Raw genomic sequence first — 13,907 nt, forward strand, 5'->3', positions numbered from 1 at the left:
AAGGGCGTGGTGACAACGTGTGACGGCGTGCATACTCATGGGGCGGGGGGATTGCGGTTGCACAGGTGGGGGTTCGGTGCTGCGTATCCATTTCACTGGAGTGGACCTGGCACGCGTACGGATGGCAGGGCGTCCCGATGCGTTGTGGGAAACGATTCTGAGCTTTCACCGCTTAAGGGACCGGCGCGATGCCCGGTTGTTCGGTGAATGGCGTACGGAAACCCGGAGCAGGTTGAATAGTGAAACACGCACGCTCGGTATGCTCATACCGAGTCGTGGTTATTTCCCCGATTTCTTGACCCCTGTGGAGGGGCAGTACGGGTGGGACGTGGGCCTCGACGCGCTGCGCGGGATCCGCTCCGAGCGCATGCGGCGCGAGCTGCAGCTGCTGGGCGCCGGTGCGCCGATGACGCCGCGGCTACGGGAGTTCATGGACGGCGGCGACAAGCAGCTGCCACGGCTCATGGGCGAGCTCCGCGCGTACCACCGGGCCGCCGTGGAGCCGTACTGGACGCACATACAGGCCCAGATAGAAGCCGAGCGCGCGGCGCGCGGCCGGGCCCTGCTGGACGGCGGTGCGGACGAACTGCTGGACTCGCTGCCGCCGATGCTGCGCTGGCGGGCTCCGGTGCTGGAGTGCGACTACCCGGTGGACCGCGACGTACGGCTGCGGGGGCGCGGGCTGCTGCTCCAGCCGTCCTTCTTCTGCCGGCGCACCGCGGTGACCCTGCACGATCCGGAGCTACCGCCCGTGCTCGTCTACCCGGCCGCCGCGCAGCTGGCCTCGGCGCCCGCGGGCGGCGAGGCGGCCCGGCCCGTGGAGGAGCAGCGCCAGCGCACCCTGGGCAAGCTGGTCGGGCACACCCGCTCGGTCGTGCTGCGGGCCATAGGGGACGGAGCGACCACCAGCGAGCTGGCCCGCCGGGCCGGGGTCTCGCTGGCCTCCGCGAGCCAGCACGCCTGTGTGATGCGGGAGGCGGGGCTGGTAACCACGCTGCGGCGGGGGAACGCGGTGCTGCACACGGTGACGCCGTTGGGGGCCGCGCTGCTGAAGGGTGGGGCGGTGGCCTCGTGAACGCGGCCGCCGCACCCCTGCGGGGTTGCCCGTGGGGGTGCGGCCGGTCGTGCGGGTGCCGGTCCGTTGCGGGGGCGCTGCCCGGAGGCCCCCGCGCCTCAAACGCCCCCGGCTACCGCCGGGAGGTGCCCCCCTGGCGGGGCTGGAAGGGTGGGGGCTCAGGTGCGGAAGGGGCCCGTCACCTCGTAGGTGATGCCGCCGGACGAGCTGCCGCTCGTACCGCGCTGGCTGGAGAAGTAGAGCCGGTTGCCGGCGGGCGAGAAGGCCGGGCCGGTGATCTCGGAGGAGGACTGGCCGGTGAACCGCAGGAAGGGCGCCACCACGTCGTCCGGCGTGATCACGCAGATCTCCATGTTGCCGCCGTCCTCGGCGACGTACAGGTCGCCGTACGAGGACCCGGTGACGTTGTCGACGCCGGTCAGCGGGGCCGCGCCGCCGGGCACGAGCGAGTCGTCGTAGGCCAGCTCGTAGGTGTTGTTCGTGAGGTTCAGCTGCCAGACCCGGTTGTCGCCCTTGGTGGTGAACCAGACCGTGTCGTTGGCGTAGTGGCAGCCCTCGCCGCCGTTGAACTTCTTCGACCCGGAGACCTGGCTGCGGGTCGCCGTCGGGGAGCCGTCGGGGTCCGGGATGTTCTGCCAGGTGAAGGAGCCGGAGGTGGCGGTGCCGGCCTTGAGGACCTGGAGCGTGCCGGAGGAGAGGTTGCCCCAGGTGGTCGGGACGAAGCGGTAGAAGCAGCCGCTCGTCTCGTCCTCGGTCAGGTAGATCACCTGGCGCACCGGGTCGGCGGCGGCCGCCTCGTGCTTGAACCGGCCCATCGCAGGCCGCTGCACGGCCGCGTTCACCCCGTACGGGTCTGTCTCGTAGACGTAGCCGAGGCTGACCTCCTCGCAGGACAGCCAGGTGTTCCAGGGGGTCTTGCCGCCCGCGCAGTTCTGCCGGGTGTTGGACAGGATGCGGTAGGCGCCGGTGACGGTGCCGGAGGAGTTGAACTTGACGGCGCTCGCACCGCCGGAGGGGTTGATCTCCGAGTTGGACACGTAGATCCAGCCCGAGCCGTCGACGAAACACGCACCGCCGTCGGGGGCGTCGTGCCAGGTGTACGAGGTGCCGCTGACGGTCTGGCCCGAGCGGGCGATGACCCGGCTGGTGAAGCCGCTGGGGAGCATGATGCCGTTGGCGTCGGCCGCGCCGAGCGCCCCGTAGGGTCCGGCACCCGGCTGGGCGGGGGCGGCGTAGGCGGCCCCGTGCATCAACGTGCCGCCGAAGGCGGCGGCCGACGAACCGATCACTGCGCCGCGCAGGAAGGTACGACGTTCCACGGTCACTCCTGTGGGAGGAAGGCCCCGCGGCCGGTCGGACGCGGGGTCGCACGCGTGGAGGAACCTAGGAGGTGCCAGTTGCCGCGGCGCCAACTCCCCGTGACGCACGAGCGACCGCTCAACGTGCAATCCGCCGGCCACGGCGTGGCGCGGCGCACCACGGCACTTTCCGCGAAGAAACTTCCGGGAGAGCGATGAGTTTCCCGGGGACCCGAGGTCTACCTCTCGAAAGCACCGAGCAGCACGCACCGAGCCGCACGCACCGAGCGCTACACACGAGAGAAGAGGGACCTCGATGTCCGCCACCATGATCTTCGTCAACCTGCCGGTCAAGGACCTGGACGCCAGCAAGGCCTTCTGGAGCAAGCTGGGCTACTCCTTCAACGCCCAGTTCACCGACGAGAACTGTGCCTCGATGGTCATCAGCGACACCATCGTCGCGATGCTCCTGACCGAGGCCCGCTACAAGGACTTCACCCACAAGGAGATCGCGGACGCAACGAAGACGTCCGAGGTGCTGCTCTGTCTGAGCGCCGAGAGCCGCACCGCGGTCGACGAGCTGGTGGACGGGGCCCTGGCGGCCGGCGCCACCGAGCCCCGGCCGGCCCAGGACCACGGCGTCATGTACGGCCGTGCCTTCGACGACCTCGACGGTCACACCTGGGAGATCATGTGGATGGACCCGTCGATGGTCCAGGGCTGACGACGTCACCCGCACGGGGTCACGAGGTCACGGCGGTCCGCACCGGGTAGGTCCGGACCACCGTCTCCTCGTCGTCCAGGCAGCGCCCCGACTCCAGGTCGAAGCGCTGCTTCAGCAGCGGCGAAGCCACGAAGGGCCGGCCCCCCGCCGTCCCCACCAGCCCGCGCGAGAGCACGTGCGCCCCGGTGAAGGGGTCCTGGTTGCCGATGGCGTACGGGCGCCCCGCGCGGTCGACGAACACCGCGGCCTGGCTCCCGTCGGGCAGCAGCGCCGCCACCCCGCGCCCGGGGATGAGCGAGGACAGCTCGCACACCGTCAGCCAGCCCTGCGCAACCTGCAGTTCCACGGTCATCGGACGGCTCCTCCTATGGTCAGGACGGCCAGGTCGGGCTTGACCTGGTCGCGCTCGGGAACGAACTTCACGGTCGGGTCGGGGGCGCCGGGCGCATTGACGAAGGACACGAACCGGCGCAGCCGCTCCGGGTCCTGGAGGGTCTCGGCCCATTCGTCCCGGTAGTGCGCCACGTGGTCGGCCATCAGGGCCTCCAGCTCCGCGCACAGCCCCAGCGAGTCGTGCACGACCACGTCCCGCAGGTGGTCCAGGCCCCCCTCCAGCCGCTCCAGCCAGGTGGAGGTCCGCTCCAGCCGGTCGGCGGTGCGGATGTAGAACATCAGGAACCGGTCGATCAGCCGGACCAGTTCCGCGTCCGACAGGTCCTGGGCCAGCAGGTCGGCGTGGCGCGGGGTGGCGCCGCCGTTGCCGCCGACGTACAGGTTCCAGCCACTCGCCGTCGCGATGACGCCAAAGTCCTTGCTCTGCGCCTCCGCGCACTCGCGGGCGCAGCCCGAGACCGCCGACTTGAGTTTGTGCGGGGCGCGCAGCCCCCGGTAGCGGAGCTCCAGGTCGATGGCCATCCGGACGCTGTCCTGGACCCCGTAGCGGCACCAGGTCTGCCCCACGCAGGACTTCACCGTGCGCAGGGCCTTCCCGTAGGCGTGTCCGGACTCGAACCCGGCGTCGACGAGCCGGGCCCAGATCCGCGGGAGCTGGTCCACGCTCGCGCCGAAGAGGTCGATCCGCTGGCCGCCGGTGATCTTCGTGTAGAGGCCGAAGTCGCGGGCCACCTCGCCGATCACGATCAGCTTGTCGGGGGTGATCTCACCGCCGGGGATGCGCGGGACGACCGAGTAGGAGCCGTTGCGCTGCATGTTCGCGAGGAAGTGGTCGTTGGTGTCCTGGAGGGCGGCCTGTTCCCCGTCCAGGACGTAGCCGCTCGCGCCGAGGGTCGGGGCGAGCGAGGCGATGATCGAGCCGATGGTGGGCTTGCAGACCTCGCAGCCGTCGCCGCCGCGGGCCTCCGGGCGGCCGTGGCCGTCGAGGATCTCCTCGTACGAGGTGAGCCGGCGGGTGCGGACGATCTCGTAGAGCTCGGCCCGGGTGAAGGGGAAGCAGCCGCACAGCCCCTTGTCGGTGGCGGCGGGCAGCAGTTGCCCGATCACCTTGACGCAAGAGCCGCAGCCGGTGCCCGCCTTGGTGCACTTCTTGACCTCGGCCAGGGTGGAGCAGGCGGCGATGGCCTTCTTGGTGACGTTGTGGCAGGAGCAGATCACCGCGTGGTCGGGGAGCGCGGACGGGCCGAGCGCGACCGGGGCGCCGACCCCGGCGGGCAGCACCAGCTGCTCGGGGGCCAAGGGCGGGACGCTTCCGGTGAGCGGGCGCAGCAGCCCGTAGGAGTCCGCGTCGCCGACCAACACCCCGCCGAGGAGGACGCCGTCGGGGGAGACGACCAGCTTCTTGTAGACCCCGGAGCGTGAGTCGGACCAGACGACGTCGAGGCTGTCCGGGGCGGCCCCGTGGGCGTCGCCGAAGGAGGCCACGTCCACGCCGAGGAGCTTGAGCTTGGTGGAGAGGTCGGCTCCGGTGAATTCCTTCGCACGGCCCAGCAGGTCGTCGGCGGCCGTCTCGGCCATCTCGTAGCCGGGGGCGACCAGGCCGTAGACCCGGCCGTCGACGGCGAGGGCGCACTCGCCGATGGCGTAGACGTGCGCGTCGGAGGTGCGGCAGCGGGCGTCGACCGCGATGCCGCCGCGCTCGCCGACGTCCAGTCCGGCGTCGCGGGCCAGCTGGTCGCGGGGGCGGACGCCGGCGGAGAAGACGACAAGGTCGGTGTCGACGGTGGAGCCGTCGGAGAGTCGCATTCCGCTGACGTGGCCGTCCGCGCCGGTCACCACCTCCTGGGTGCCGACGCCGGTGTGGACGGTCAGCCCCATGGACTCGATGGTGCGCAGCAGGGCCGCGCCGCCGCCCTCGTCGACCTGTACGGGCATCAGGCGCGGGGCGAACTCGACGATGCGGGTGGCCAGGCCCAGCCCCTGGAGGGCGCCGGCGGCCTCCAGGCCGAGGAGACCGCCGCCGACGACCGCGCCGGAGCTCCTGGTCTTCGCGTACTCCTCGATCGCGAGCAGGTCCTCGATCGTGCGGTAGACGAAGCAGCCGGGGGCGTCCTTGCCCGGGACCGGAGGCACGAAGGGATAGCTGCCGGTGGCCAGCACGAGGACGTCGTACGGGAACACCTGACCGGACCGGGAGGTGACGGTGCGGGCGGCCCGGTCGATGTGCTCGGCGGGGTCGTCGAGGTGGAGGGCGATGCCGTGCTCCGCCATGAACCCGGCGGGCGTCATGGACAGGTCCTCGGCGGTGCTGCCGGAGAAGTACGAGGTCAGGTGCACGCGGTCGTAGGCGGGCCGGGGCTCTTCGCAGAGCACGGTGATCCGGTGCGTGGCGGTGGCCCCGCGCTCGGCGAGTGCCTCGAGGTAACGCTGGCCGACCATGCCGTGCCCGATGAGCACGATCGTGGGCAGGGGCTCGGACATGTCAGTGGCCTCCGTCGTCGGTGAGCAGGTGGAACAGGTCGTGCGGTGGTTCCTCGCCCTCCCAGGTGCGGGCGAGCGCCCCCACGGTGGAGAGCTCGCCGAGCAGGACCCCGCCGACGAGGCGGTCGCCCCGCAGGACGACCTTGCGGTAGGTGCGGCGGGTGGCGTCGGCGAGGCGGACCACGTCGTCGCCGGGCAGGGGGGTGGTCTCGCCGAAGGCGGCGAGATCGAGGGAGCCCTTCGCGCCCGGCAGGGTGAGACGGGTGAGGGCGCGGGTGCCGGTGTAGGGGGTGGGCCGGCCGGTGAGGGTGGCGGCCAAGGCGTCGGCCTGCTCCAGGGCGGGGCCGGCCAGGCCGTACACCTGGCCGGCGTGCTCGGCGCAGTCGCCGATGGCGTGGATGCGGGGGTCGCCGGTACGGAGGTGGTCGTCGACGACGATGCCCTTGCGGACCTCCAGTCCGGCGGCCTGGGCGAGGCCCGTGCGGGGGCGTACGCCGCAGGCCAGCACGACGATGTCGGCTGCCATCCTGTACCCGTCGGCGAGATCGACCCCGGTGACCTTGCGCGGAGTGCCCCCGCCCCGCTGCAGCCCCGGCAGCGGTGCGGACGAGGTCGTAAGCCCGCGGACCCGGCATTCCGTGTGGATCTCGACGCCGAGCGAGGTCAGGTGCGCGTGCAGCAGGGCGGAGGCGTCCGCGTCCAGCTGGCGCTCCATCAGCCGCTCGCCCTGCTGGGCGAGGACCACCTGCGCCCCCCGGGAGGCGAGGGCACGGGCCGCCGAGACGCCCAGCAGGCCCCCGCCGATCACCACCACGCGGACCCCGGGCCGCACGGCCGCCGACAGCGCCAGGCAGTCTTCCATCGTGCGGAAGGCGTGCACCCCGTCCGGGAGGTCCCGCCCCCCGGGTGCGAACAGTCCGCGCAGCGGCGGGAGCACCGCGTTCGAACCGGTGGCCAGCACCAGCGTTTCGTACGGGGCCACCGAGCCGTCGTCACAGTGCACGACCCGCTCCGCACGGTCCACGCGCACCGCCCGCACCCCGCGCCGCAGCGCCGGGCCGGGTGCCGGCAGGGCGGTCACCTCCGGGGCGTACCGGCCCGCGAGGACCTCGGCGAGCAGGACCCGGTTGTACGGCGCGTGGCTCTCCTCGCCGAGGACGGTCACGGCCGCGGCCGGGCCGAGCCGCTGCGCGAGCCGCAGGCCCGCGAGGCCGCCGCCGATCACCACCACACGCTGGTCCGAGGTCATGCCACGAGCGTGCGGGGCCGCTGTTTCCCCACGGCATCGCCTCTGTTACCCGGACGGAACGCCGACCTCAGCGCCCGGGTTAAGGGTCAGTGAGGCCTTCCTCAAGGCGGCCTTAAAGGTCGTCAGGGCCGTCACCTGCGCCCTTAGCGTGATCCGTATGCGGAATGCGGTGGTGCGGGTCAGGGGCGGGATGCTGGGCGGTGCGGGGGTGGTGGTCCTGCTCTGGGCGGCGCAGGTGCGGCCCTCGGCCCGGCCCGACGCACTGTTCGCCACCGCCGCGCACCTGTCCGGTCTGCTCGCCGGGTACGGGGTGCTGGTGCTGGTGTTCCTGATGGCCCGGGTGCCCGCCGTCGAGCACGGGGTCGGCGCCGACCGGCTCGCCCGCTGGCACGCCCTCGGCGGCCGGTACGTCCTGCTGCTCGTCTTCGGGCACGGGCTGTTCGCCCTGCTCGGATACGCCGTGCACGAGGGGATCGACGTGGTCTCCGCCGCCTCGGAGCTGCTCGGCTACCCCGCGCTCGCCGCCGCCGCGACCGGGACCGTCCTCCTGGCCGCGGTCGGCGTGACCTCCGCCCGGGCGGTACGCCGCCGGGTGCCGCACGAAACCTGGCGCGGGGTGCACCTGCTTGTCCACCTCGCCGTCGTCCTCGCCTTCGGGCACCAGCTGGCCGGGCCCGATCTGGCCGCGGTCGCCTGGTTCTGGGCGCTCGCCCACACCGTGGTCGCCGTCCTGCTGCTCTGGTACCGCGCCGTGGTTCCCGTACGGCAGGCCCTGCGGCACGCGCTGCGGGTCGCGGACGTCCGGGGCGAGGGGCCCGGGGTGGTATCCGTCGTCATCTACGGACAGCACCTCGCGGAACTGCGCGCGGAGCCGGGCCAGTTCCTGCGCTGGCGGTTCCTCCAGCGGGGGCTGTGGCACACCGCCCTGCCGTTCTCGCTGTCCGCGCCCGTCCGCGGGAACGCCCTGCGGATCACCGTGAAGGGGCTCGGCGGCCACTCCCGCCGGGTCCGCCGGCTGCGCCCGGGGACGCGGGTGCTGGCCACCGGGCCGTTCGGCGCGCTCACCGCCGCCCGGCGCACCCGCCCCAAGGTGCTGCTGATCGCGGGCGGGGTCGGGATCACCCCGATGCGGGCCCTGTTCGAGACGCTGCCCGGGGGGCCGGGGGACATCACCCTGCTCTACCGGGCCGGGGGCGAGGAGCACCTCGTGCTGCGGGCCGAGCTGGAGGCCATCGCCGCCGAGCGGCAGGCCGGTCTGCACTACCTGCTCGGGCCGTCCGGCGGGGCCTACGATCCGCTGGCCCCGCAGGCGCTGGCCGCGCTGGTGCCCGACCTGGCCGAGCACGACGTGTACCTGTGCGGGCCGCCGGGGATGGCCGAGGCGACCCGGGCCGCGCTGCTGCGGGCCGGGGTGCCGGCCGGCCGCATCCATGCGGAGTGCTTCAGCTTCTGAGCCGGGCGCCCACGGCCCGCGATCCCCGTGTTTCCCCGTGTTCCCCGCGTTCCCCGAGGAGTCACCGCCCCATGCGTCACCCGCTGCACGTCGCCCTGTCCGTACCCGTCGGCGCCGAGGCTCCTGCGGCAGCCGCGGTGGCCGTGGCCCGGCACCGCAAGCCGCGGCGCCCCTCGCCGGTGCGGGCCGCACTGGCCGTGCTGACCTCCGTACCGCCCGCGCAGCGGTTGGCGGCGGGGCTGGGGGCGGTCAGCGTGCTGGCCGCGACCGTGTTGACGGCGGCCGTGGACCCGGCCGCTCCGGTGGCCCCGGACCGGGTCCCGGCCCGGCAAAGCTCAACCTTTGCGCAAGTTTCAGGGAATTGAATGGTCACTGCACCGACAGCTCCATAGGGTCGGTTCGTGCCTGACATATCAACGACGATGATCATCGTCCTGTGCGTGGCCGCGGCTGCGGCCGGCTGGATCGATGCGGTGGTGGGCGGCGGCGGCCTGCTACTCCTGCCCGCGCTCCTCCTCGGCCTGCCGAACGCCCACCCCGCCACCGTCCTCGGTACCAACAAGGCCGTGGCCATCGTCGGCACCGCCGGGGCGGCCGTGACGTACGCCCGCAAGGCCCCGGTCAACGTGAAGCTGGCCGTCCGCATCGGCCTGGCCGCGCTCGCCGGCTCGATGGGCGGCGCGGCGCTCGCGGGCGGCATCAGCAAGGACGCCCTCCGCCCGCTGATCATGGTGGTCCTCGTGATCGTCGCGGGCGTGGTGATCTTCAAGCCGGGCTTCGGCACCGCGCCCTCCGCCGCGCCCGTCAGCCGGCAGCGGGTACTGCTCGCCATCGGGCTCGCGGGCCTGGGCATCGGCTTCTACGACGGCCTCATCGGGCCCGGCACCGGCACCTTCCTGGTGCTCGCGCTCACGGCACTGCTCCACCTCGACCTGGTCACCGCCTCCGCCACCGCCAAGATCGTGAACTGCTGCACCAACGCCGGGGCGCTCGCGATGTTCGCCTACCAGGGCATGGTGCTGTGGCAGCTGGCCGCGCTGATGGCGGTGTTCAACCTGGCCGGCGGCATGATCGGGGCCGGTATGGCGCTCAAGAAGGGCAGCGGCTTCGTCCGCGGCGTGCTGCTGACGGTGGTGGGCGCGCTGGTGCTCAAGCTCGGCTTCGAGCAGTGGGGCTAGGAGCCGCTAGGAACCGTCCCGCCGGCCAGGAACTACCGGGGCCGTACACCTAGTACGTCCCGGTGAGGTGCGCGAAGACCACCACGTTGCCGCGGTAGCCCGTGCGGGGCGAGAAGCCGCCGCCGCAGGTGATCACCCGCAGCTCGGCGCGCGCCGAAGGCCCGTACACGCGGGTGTCGGGGAAGGCCTTGGCGTCGTAGACCTCGACCGCGTGCACCGTGAACACCGCCGTACGGCCGTCCGCGCGCGGGATCTCGATGGCGGCCCCGCGGCGCAGCGCGCCCAGATGGTAGAAGACCCCCGGCCCGGCGGCGTCGTCCACGTGCCCGGCGATGACGGCGGTGCCGGTGGCGCCCGGGGTGGTGCCGTCGCGGTACCAGCCGGCCAGGTCGCGCCGGTCCGGCGGCGGCACTTCGAGACTGCCGCGCGGATCCAGGCCGAGCCCGGTCAGCGGGGCGTCGACCCGGATGGAGGGGATCCGGATCCGGGCCGGCGGGGAACCGGGGAGCGGGGCGATCCCGGGGCCCACCACGCCGGCGGCGGTCAGTGACTCGGCGGGGGAGGGCAGCGGCGGTCCGACGGGCTCACGCGAACCGCTGGTCACGAGCCAGATGCCGACACAGGCGGCGAGCGCGACGAGTCCGCCGTGGCGGGCGGTGGGGGTGCGGGGGAACCGGTTCCGCGCGCCACCGAAATCGCCACCCATGCGTACCCCCTCGGCTTCCGTTTCGGGGTGACTGGCCGTCGCCCGGCCCCGCGAACGGGGGGACCTCGCGGGGCGGGCGACGGGGGACGGTACCGGTCGGACCGCAGCCGGAGCCGCGGTGGGCGTCCGTCAGCTCCGCGTGCCGCTCGCCCGGCGACGCAGGAGCCAGGTACCGCCGACGGCGGCAGCGGCCAGAACGGCCGCCCCCGCCGCGATCTTGGCGGGGTCGGTGGTGGTGGTCGTGCCACCGCCCACCCCGGTGTTGACGTGGCCCTGCGGGCCGCGCTCGGTGACGATCAGGTTGCCGGTGGCGAACTTGCCGTTCGCGCAGGTCGCGCCGATGGCGTAGGTGCCGCCGCGGGTGCCCCGGGCGATCTGGAACTGGCCCACGACGACCTCCTTGTGGGTGCCGGGGACCAGCTTGAACCGGCCGCCGCCCACCGTGGTGGCATCGCCGTCCGCATGGCTGCCACTGCCGCAGGCGGTGGTGTTCACGGTGACGGTGGCGCCGGGGGCGGCGGACTTGGGCCACACCTCCAGCGGCGCGAAGTCCCCGGGTGCGAAGCCCGCCACGCCGAGGTCCGCGGCGGCGACCGCGCCGGCGACCGGCCCGGTGAACGCGGCGGCGGTCAGCGCGGTCGCGGTCAACAGGTGTGCGGTACGTCGGCGCATGGGGACTCTCCTGGAGACACGGGGTCGTGCTTCCGAGGAAACCCGGCCCGCCCGCCGCGCGCCTGCTGATGCTCCGTCAGGTGTGCCTGTCTGAGGCCCGACCGGGGGTCGTCTTCGCAGCTCAACGCATGTACCGCGGTCATCGGAGGACCCCGCGCCGTCCGGGTGACTCCGGTGGTGCGTACGGTGGTGGGCGCGGGGAGGCCGGGGCGTCCGGCCCGGCCCGCGCACCGTCGCGCCATTGCTGAGGGAGGGCCCCGTGACATCGGTCGAACGGCTACCGGACCCGAGCGATCCGCTCCCGTTCTTCGTCTACGGGACCCTGCGCCCGGGCGAGGTCAACCACGACCTCTTCCTGCGCGGCCGCACGGCCTCGGAGGAGCCGGCCGTCCTCCCGGACGCCGCGCTCTTCGACGGCCCCGGCTATCCGTACGCGGTCCACCGTCCTGGCGCGGCGGTCGTCGGCGAGCTGATCACGGCGGCGCCGGGCGCGTACGGGAAGCTGCTGGCCGCGCTGGACCAGCTGGAGGAGTACGGGGGCCCGGGCCGCCCGGGGAACGTCTACGACCGGATCGCCCGCCCGGCCCTGCGCCCCGACGGCACCACGGTCCGGGCCTGGGTCTACCTGGCGGCCCCGCTGATCGCCCGCGACCTGCGGGAATCGGGCACCGAGATCCCCGGTGGCGACTGGTTCAAGCGCCGGTGACCTGCGGCTACGGCTACAGGCCCTCGGCGCCGCGGTTGCGCAGCCGCTGGCCGTACTGCTGGAGCACCCACAGCTCCTCCTGGACGGCCGCCAGTTGTTCCGGTGGAGCCTGCGGGCCCAGCCGTGACAGCGTGCCCTGGATCTCGTGGACCCGGCGGTCGACGGCGCGCAGCCGCACCTGGACCAGCTGGACCCCCGCGTACATCTCGTCCACCGTCTTCGCGTGGATGGCCTCGACCGCCAGCTCCGTGACGAGCGCGCGCACGGTGTCGTTCGGGGCGGCCTCGCGGACGCGCGCCAGGTAGTCCTCCGTGCCGAGCGAGGCGCCGCCCGCGTCCAGGATCGCCTGGCGCACGGCCGCGTAGGGCGGGGCGGTGAACTCGTCCATCCCGTACGCGTCGAAGGCGGGGGAGACCAGGGCGGGCCGTTGGAGGGCGAGCTTCAGCAGCTCGCGCTCGGTGCGGTGGGCCGGGCTGCGCAGGTTCAGCGCGGGGCCCCCGGCCGGCTGGGCCGGGGGCGCGGGGACGTCCTCGTAGGACGGGCGGCCCCGCTGCGGCTTCCCGCCGGGCCGGCCGCCCTGCGGTCCGTCGCCCTGGCCGCGCTCGCGGGCCCAGCGCGCCAGCTGTGCGACCCGCTTGACCACGAACTGCTCGTCGCGGATGCCCAGCATGCCCGCCAGCTGGACCGCCGACTCGTGCTGGATCGCGATGTTCTTGATGTTGGCGACGACGGGCGCGGCCTCGTCCAGGGCGGCCGCCCGGCCCGCCGGGTTCTCCAGGTTGTGCCGGGCGACGATGTGCCGCAGCGCGAACTCGAACAGCGGCGTACGGGCCTCCACCAGGCCGGCCACGGCCGCGTCGCCCTGCGCGAGGCGCAGGTCGCAGGGGTCCATGCCGCCGGGGGCGATGGTGATCGAGGTCTCCGCGGCGAACTTCTGGTCGTCCTCGAAGGCCCGCAGGGCGGCCTTCTGGCCGGCCGCGTCGCCGTCGAAGGTGAAGATCACCTCGGCGGTGGCGTTGTCCATCAGCAGCCGGCGCAGGATCTTGATGTGGTCCCCGCCGAAGGCGGTGCCGCAGGTCGCGATCGCGGTGGTGACCCCGGCCAGGTGGCAGGCCATCACGTCCGTGTAGCCCTCGACGACCACGGCCCGGGAGGTCTTCGCGATCTCCTTCTTCGCCAGGTCGATGCCGTACAGCACCTGGGACTTCTTGTAGATCGCGGTCTCGGGGGTGTTCAGGTACTTCGGGCCGTTGTCGTCGTCGCGCAGCTTGCGCGCGCCGAAGCCGACCACCTCGCCGCTGATGTCGCGGATCGGCCACATCAGCCGGCCGCGGAAGCGGTCGATCGGCTTGCCGCTGCGGCTGTCCTGGGCGAGCCCGGAGGTGATCAGCTCCTTGTCGGTGAAGCCCTTGCCGCGCAGGAAGCGGGTCAGGTGGTCCCACCCGGCCGGGCTGTAGCCCACGCTGAAGTGCGCGGCCGCGGCCTGGTCGAAGCCGCGCTCCGCCAGGAACTTGCGGCCGATCTCGGCCTCGGGGCCGCCCAGCTGCTCGACGTAGAACTGGGCGGCGGCCTTGTGCGCCTCGACCAACCGGATGCGGTCGCCGCGGCCGCTGGTGCCTGCGGTGTAGCCGCCCTCCTCGTACCGCAGGGTGATGCCGGCCAGGCCGGCCAGGCGCTCGACCGCCTCCGAGAAGGAGAGGTGGTCGATCTTCATGACGAAGTCGAGGGTGTCCCCGCCCGCCTGGCAGCCGAAGCAGTGGTAGAGCCCCTTGCTGGGGCTGACCTGGAAGGACGGGGACTTCTCGTCGTGGAAGGGGCACAGGCCCTTGAGGTTGCCGCCGCCCGCGTTCCGTAGCTGGAGGTACTCGGAGACCACGGCGTCGATCGGGACCGCGTCCCGTACCGCCTTCACGTCGTCGTCGTTGATCCGTCCTGCCACCCGTGAAGTCTACGGCCGGGCGCCGGCAATCCG

13 protein-coding genes are annotated in these 13,907 nt (G+C 73.1%); 6 read left to right on the forward strand and 7 right to left on the reverse strand.

Annotated features, from left to right (window positions below; genetic code table 11):
• Window positions 1-76: 76 nt before the first annotated feature.
• A complete protein-coding gene (locus ACIQK6_RS18400) occupies window positions 77-1,075 on the forward strand; it encodes a winged helix-turn-helix domain-containing protein (RefSeq protein WP_329102216.1) in 999 nt (332 codons plus the stop codon).
• A gap of 158 nt (window positions 1,076-1,233) precedes the next feature.
• Here the strand turns inward: ACIQK6_RS18400 and ACIQK6_RS18405 are convergent, their stop codons facing one another.
• Window positions 1,234-2,394 carry an alkaline phosphatase PhoX gene (locus ACIQK6_RS18405; RefSeq protein ID WP_402695092.1) on the reverse strand — a complete coding sequence of 387 codons (1,161 nt, stop codon included), beginning with the start codon at window positions 2,392-2,394 and terminating at the stop codon, window positions 1,234-1,236.
• Between the two features lie 295 nt (window positions 2,395-2,689).
• Between ACIQK6_RS18405 and ACIQK6_RS18410 the strand changes: the two genes are divergently transcribed.
• Complete coding sequence (locus ACIQK6_RS18410; protein WP_030010766.1) at window positions 2,690-3,097, forward strand: VOC family protein; 408 nt, start codon at window positions 2,690-2,692, stop codon at window positions 3,095-3,097.
• Between the two features lie 19 nt (window positions 3,098-3,116).
• Here the strand turns inward: ACIQK6_RS18410 and nirD are convergent, their stop codons facing one another.
• The 3 genes from nirD to ACIQK6_RS18425 are packed head-to-tail and all read right to left on the reverse strand — an operon-like array spanning window position 3,117 to window position 7,220.
• Window positions 3,117-3,449, reverse strand: a complete 333-nt coding sequence (gene nirD, locus ACIQK6_RS18415) for a nitrite reductase small subunit NirD (RefSeq protein ID WP_327385484.1) — start codon at window positions 3,447-3,449, stop codon at window positions 3,117-3,119.
• Window positions 3,446-5,971 (reverse strand): nitrite reductase large subunit NirB, encoded by a 2,526-nt coding sequence (gene nirB / locus ACIQK6_RS18420; RefSeq protein ID WP_402695093.1) that lies wholly within the window; start codon window positions 5,969-5,971, stop codon window positions 3,446-3,448. The genes nirD and nirB overlap by 4 nt, the downstream gene beginning before the upstream one ends.
• 1 nt (window position 5,972) lies before the next feature.
• A complete protein-coding gene (locus ACIQK6_RS18425; RefSeq protein WP_329102224.1) occupies window positions 5,973-7,220 on the reverse strand; it encodes an FAD-dependent oxidoreductase in 1,248 nt (415 codons plus the stop codon).
• Window positions 7,221-7,377: 157 nt separating this feature from the next.
• Between ACIQK6_RS18425 and ACIQK6_RS18430 the strand changes: the two genes are divergently transcribed.
• The 3 genes from ACIQK6_RS18430 (at window position 7,378) to ACIQK6_RS18440 (ending at window position 9,851) form a co-directional block, all read left to right on the forward strand.
• Window positions 7,378-8,673, forward strand: a complete 1,296-nt coding sequence (locus tag ACIQK6_RS18430) for a ferric reductase-like transmembrane domain-containing protein (protein WP_402695094.1) — start codon at window positions 7,378-7,380, stop codon at window positions 8,671-8,673.
• Between the two features lie 71 nt (window positions 8,674-8,744).
• Window positions 8,745-9,038, forward strand: a complete 294-nt coding sequence (locus ACIQK6_RS18435; RefSeq protein WP_329102229.1) for a hypothetical protein — start codon at window positions 8,745-8,747, stop codon at window positions 9,036-9,038.
• Between the two features lie 36 nt (window positions 9,039-9,074).
• On the forward strand, window positions 9,075-9,851 hold the full coding sequence (locus ACIQK6_RS18440; protein ID WP_202201645.1) for a TSUP family transporter: 777 nt from the start codon (window positions 9,075-9,077) through the stop codon (window positions 9,849-9,851).
• Between the two features lie 49 nt (window positions 9,852-9,900).
• On the opposite strand, the gene ACIQK6_RS18445 is transcribed toward ACIQK6_RS18440, so the two are convergent.
• On the reverse strand, window positions 9,901-10,557 hold the full coding sequence (locus ACIQK6_RS18445) for a class F sortase (protein WP_329102232.1): 657 nt from the start codon (window positions 10,555-10,557) through the stop codon (window positions 9,901-9,903).
• Between the two features lie 129 nt (window positions 10,558-10,686).
• A complete protein-coding gene (locus tag ACIQK6_RS18450; RefSeq protein ID WP_329102234.1) occupies window positions 10,687-11,229 on the reverse strand; it encodes a hypothetical protein in 543 nt (180 codons plus the stop codon).
• Window positions 11,230-11,488: 259 nt separating this feature from the next.
• On the opposite strand from ACIQK6_RS18450, the gene ACIQK6_RS18455 reads away from it, so the two are divergent.
• Window positions 11,489-11,935, forward strand: coding sequence for a gamma-glutamylcyclotransferase family protein (locus ACIQK6_RS18455; RefSeq protein WP_329102236.1), 447 nt, complete (start codon window positions 11,489-11,491; stop codon window positions 11,933-11,935).
• 13 nt (window positions 11,936-11,948) lie between these two features.
• On the opposite strand, the gene dnaG is transcribed toward ACIQK6_RS18455, so the two are convergent.
• Window positions 11,949-13,874, reverse strand: a complete 1,926-nt coding sequence (dnaG, locus tag ACIQK6_RS18460; protein ID WP_329102238.1) for a DNA primase — start codon at window positions 13,872-13,874, stop codon at window positions 11,949-11,951.
• Window positions 13,875-13,907: the final 33 nt, after the last annotated feature.

This window comes from Streptomyces sp. NPDC091682, from assembly GCF_044756625.1.
In the GTDB taxonomy this organism is placed as follows: Bacteria; Actinomycetota; Actinomycetes; order Streptomycetales; family Streptomycetaceae; genus Streptomyces.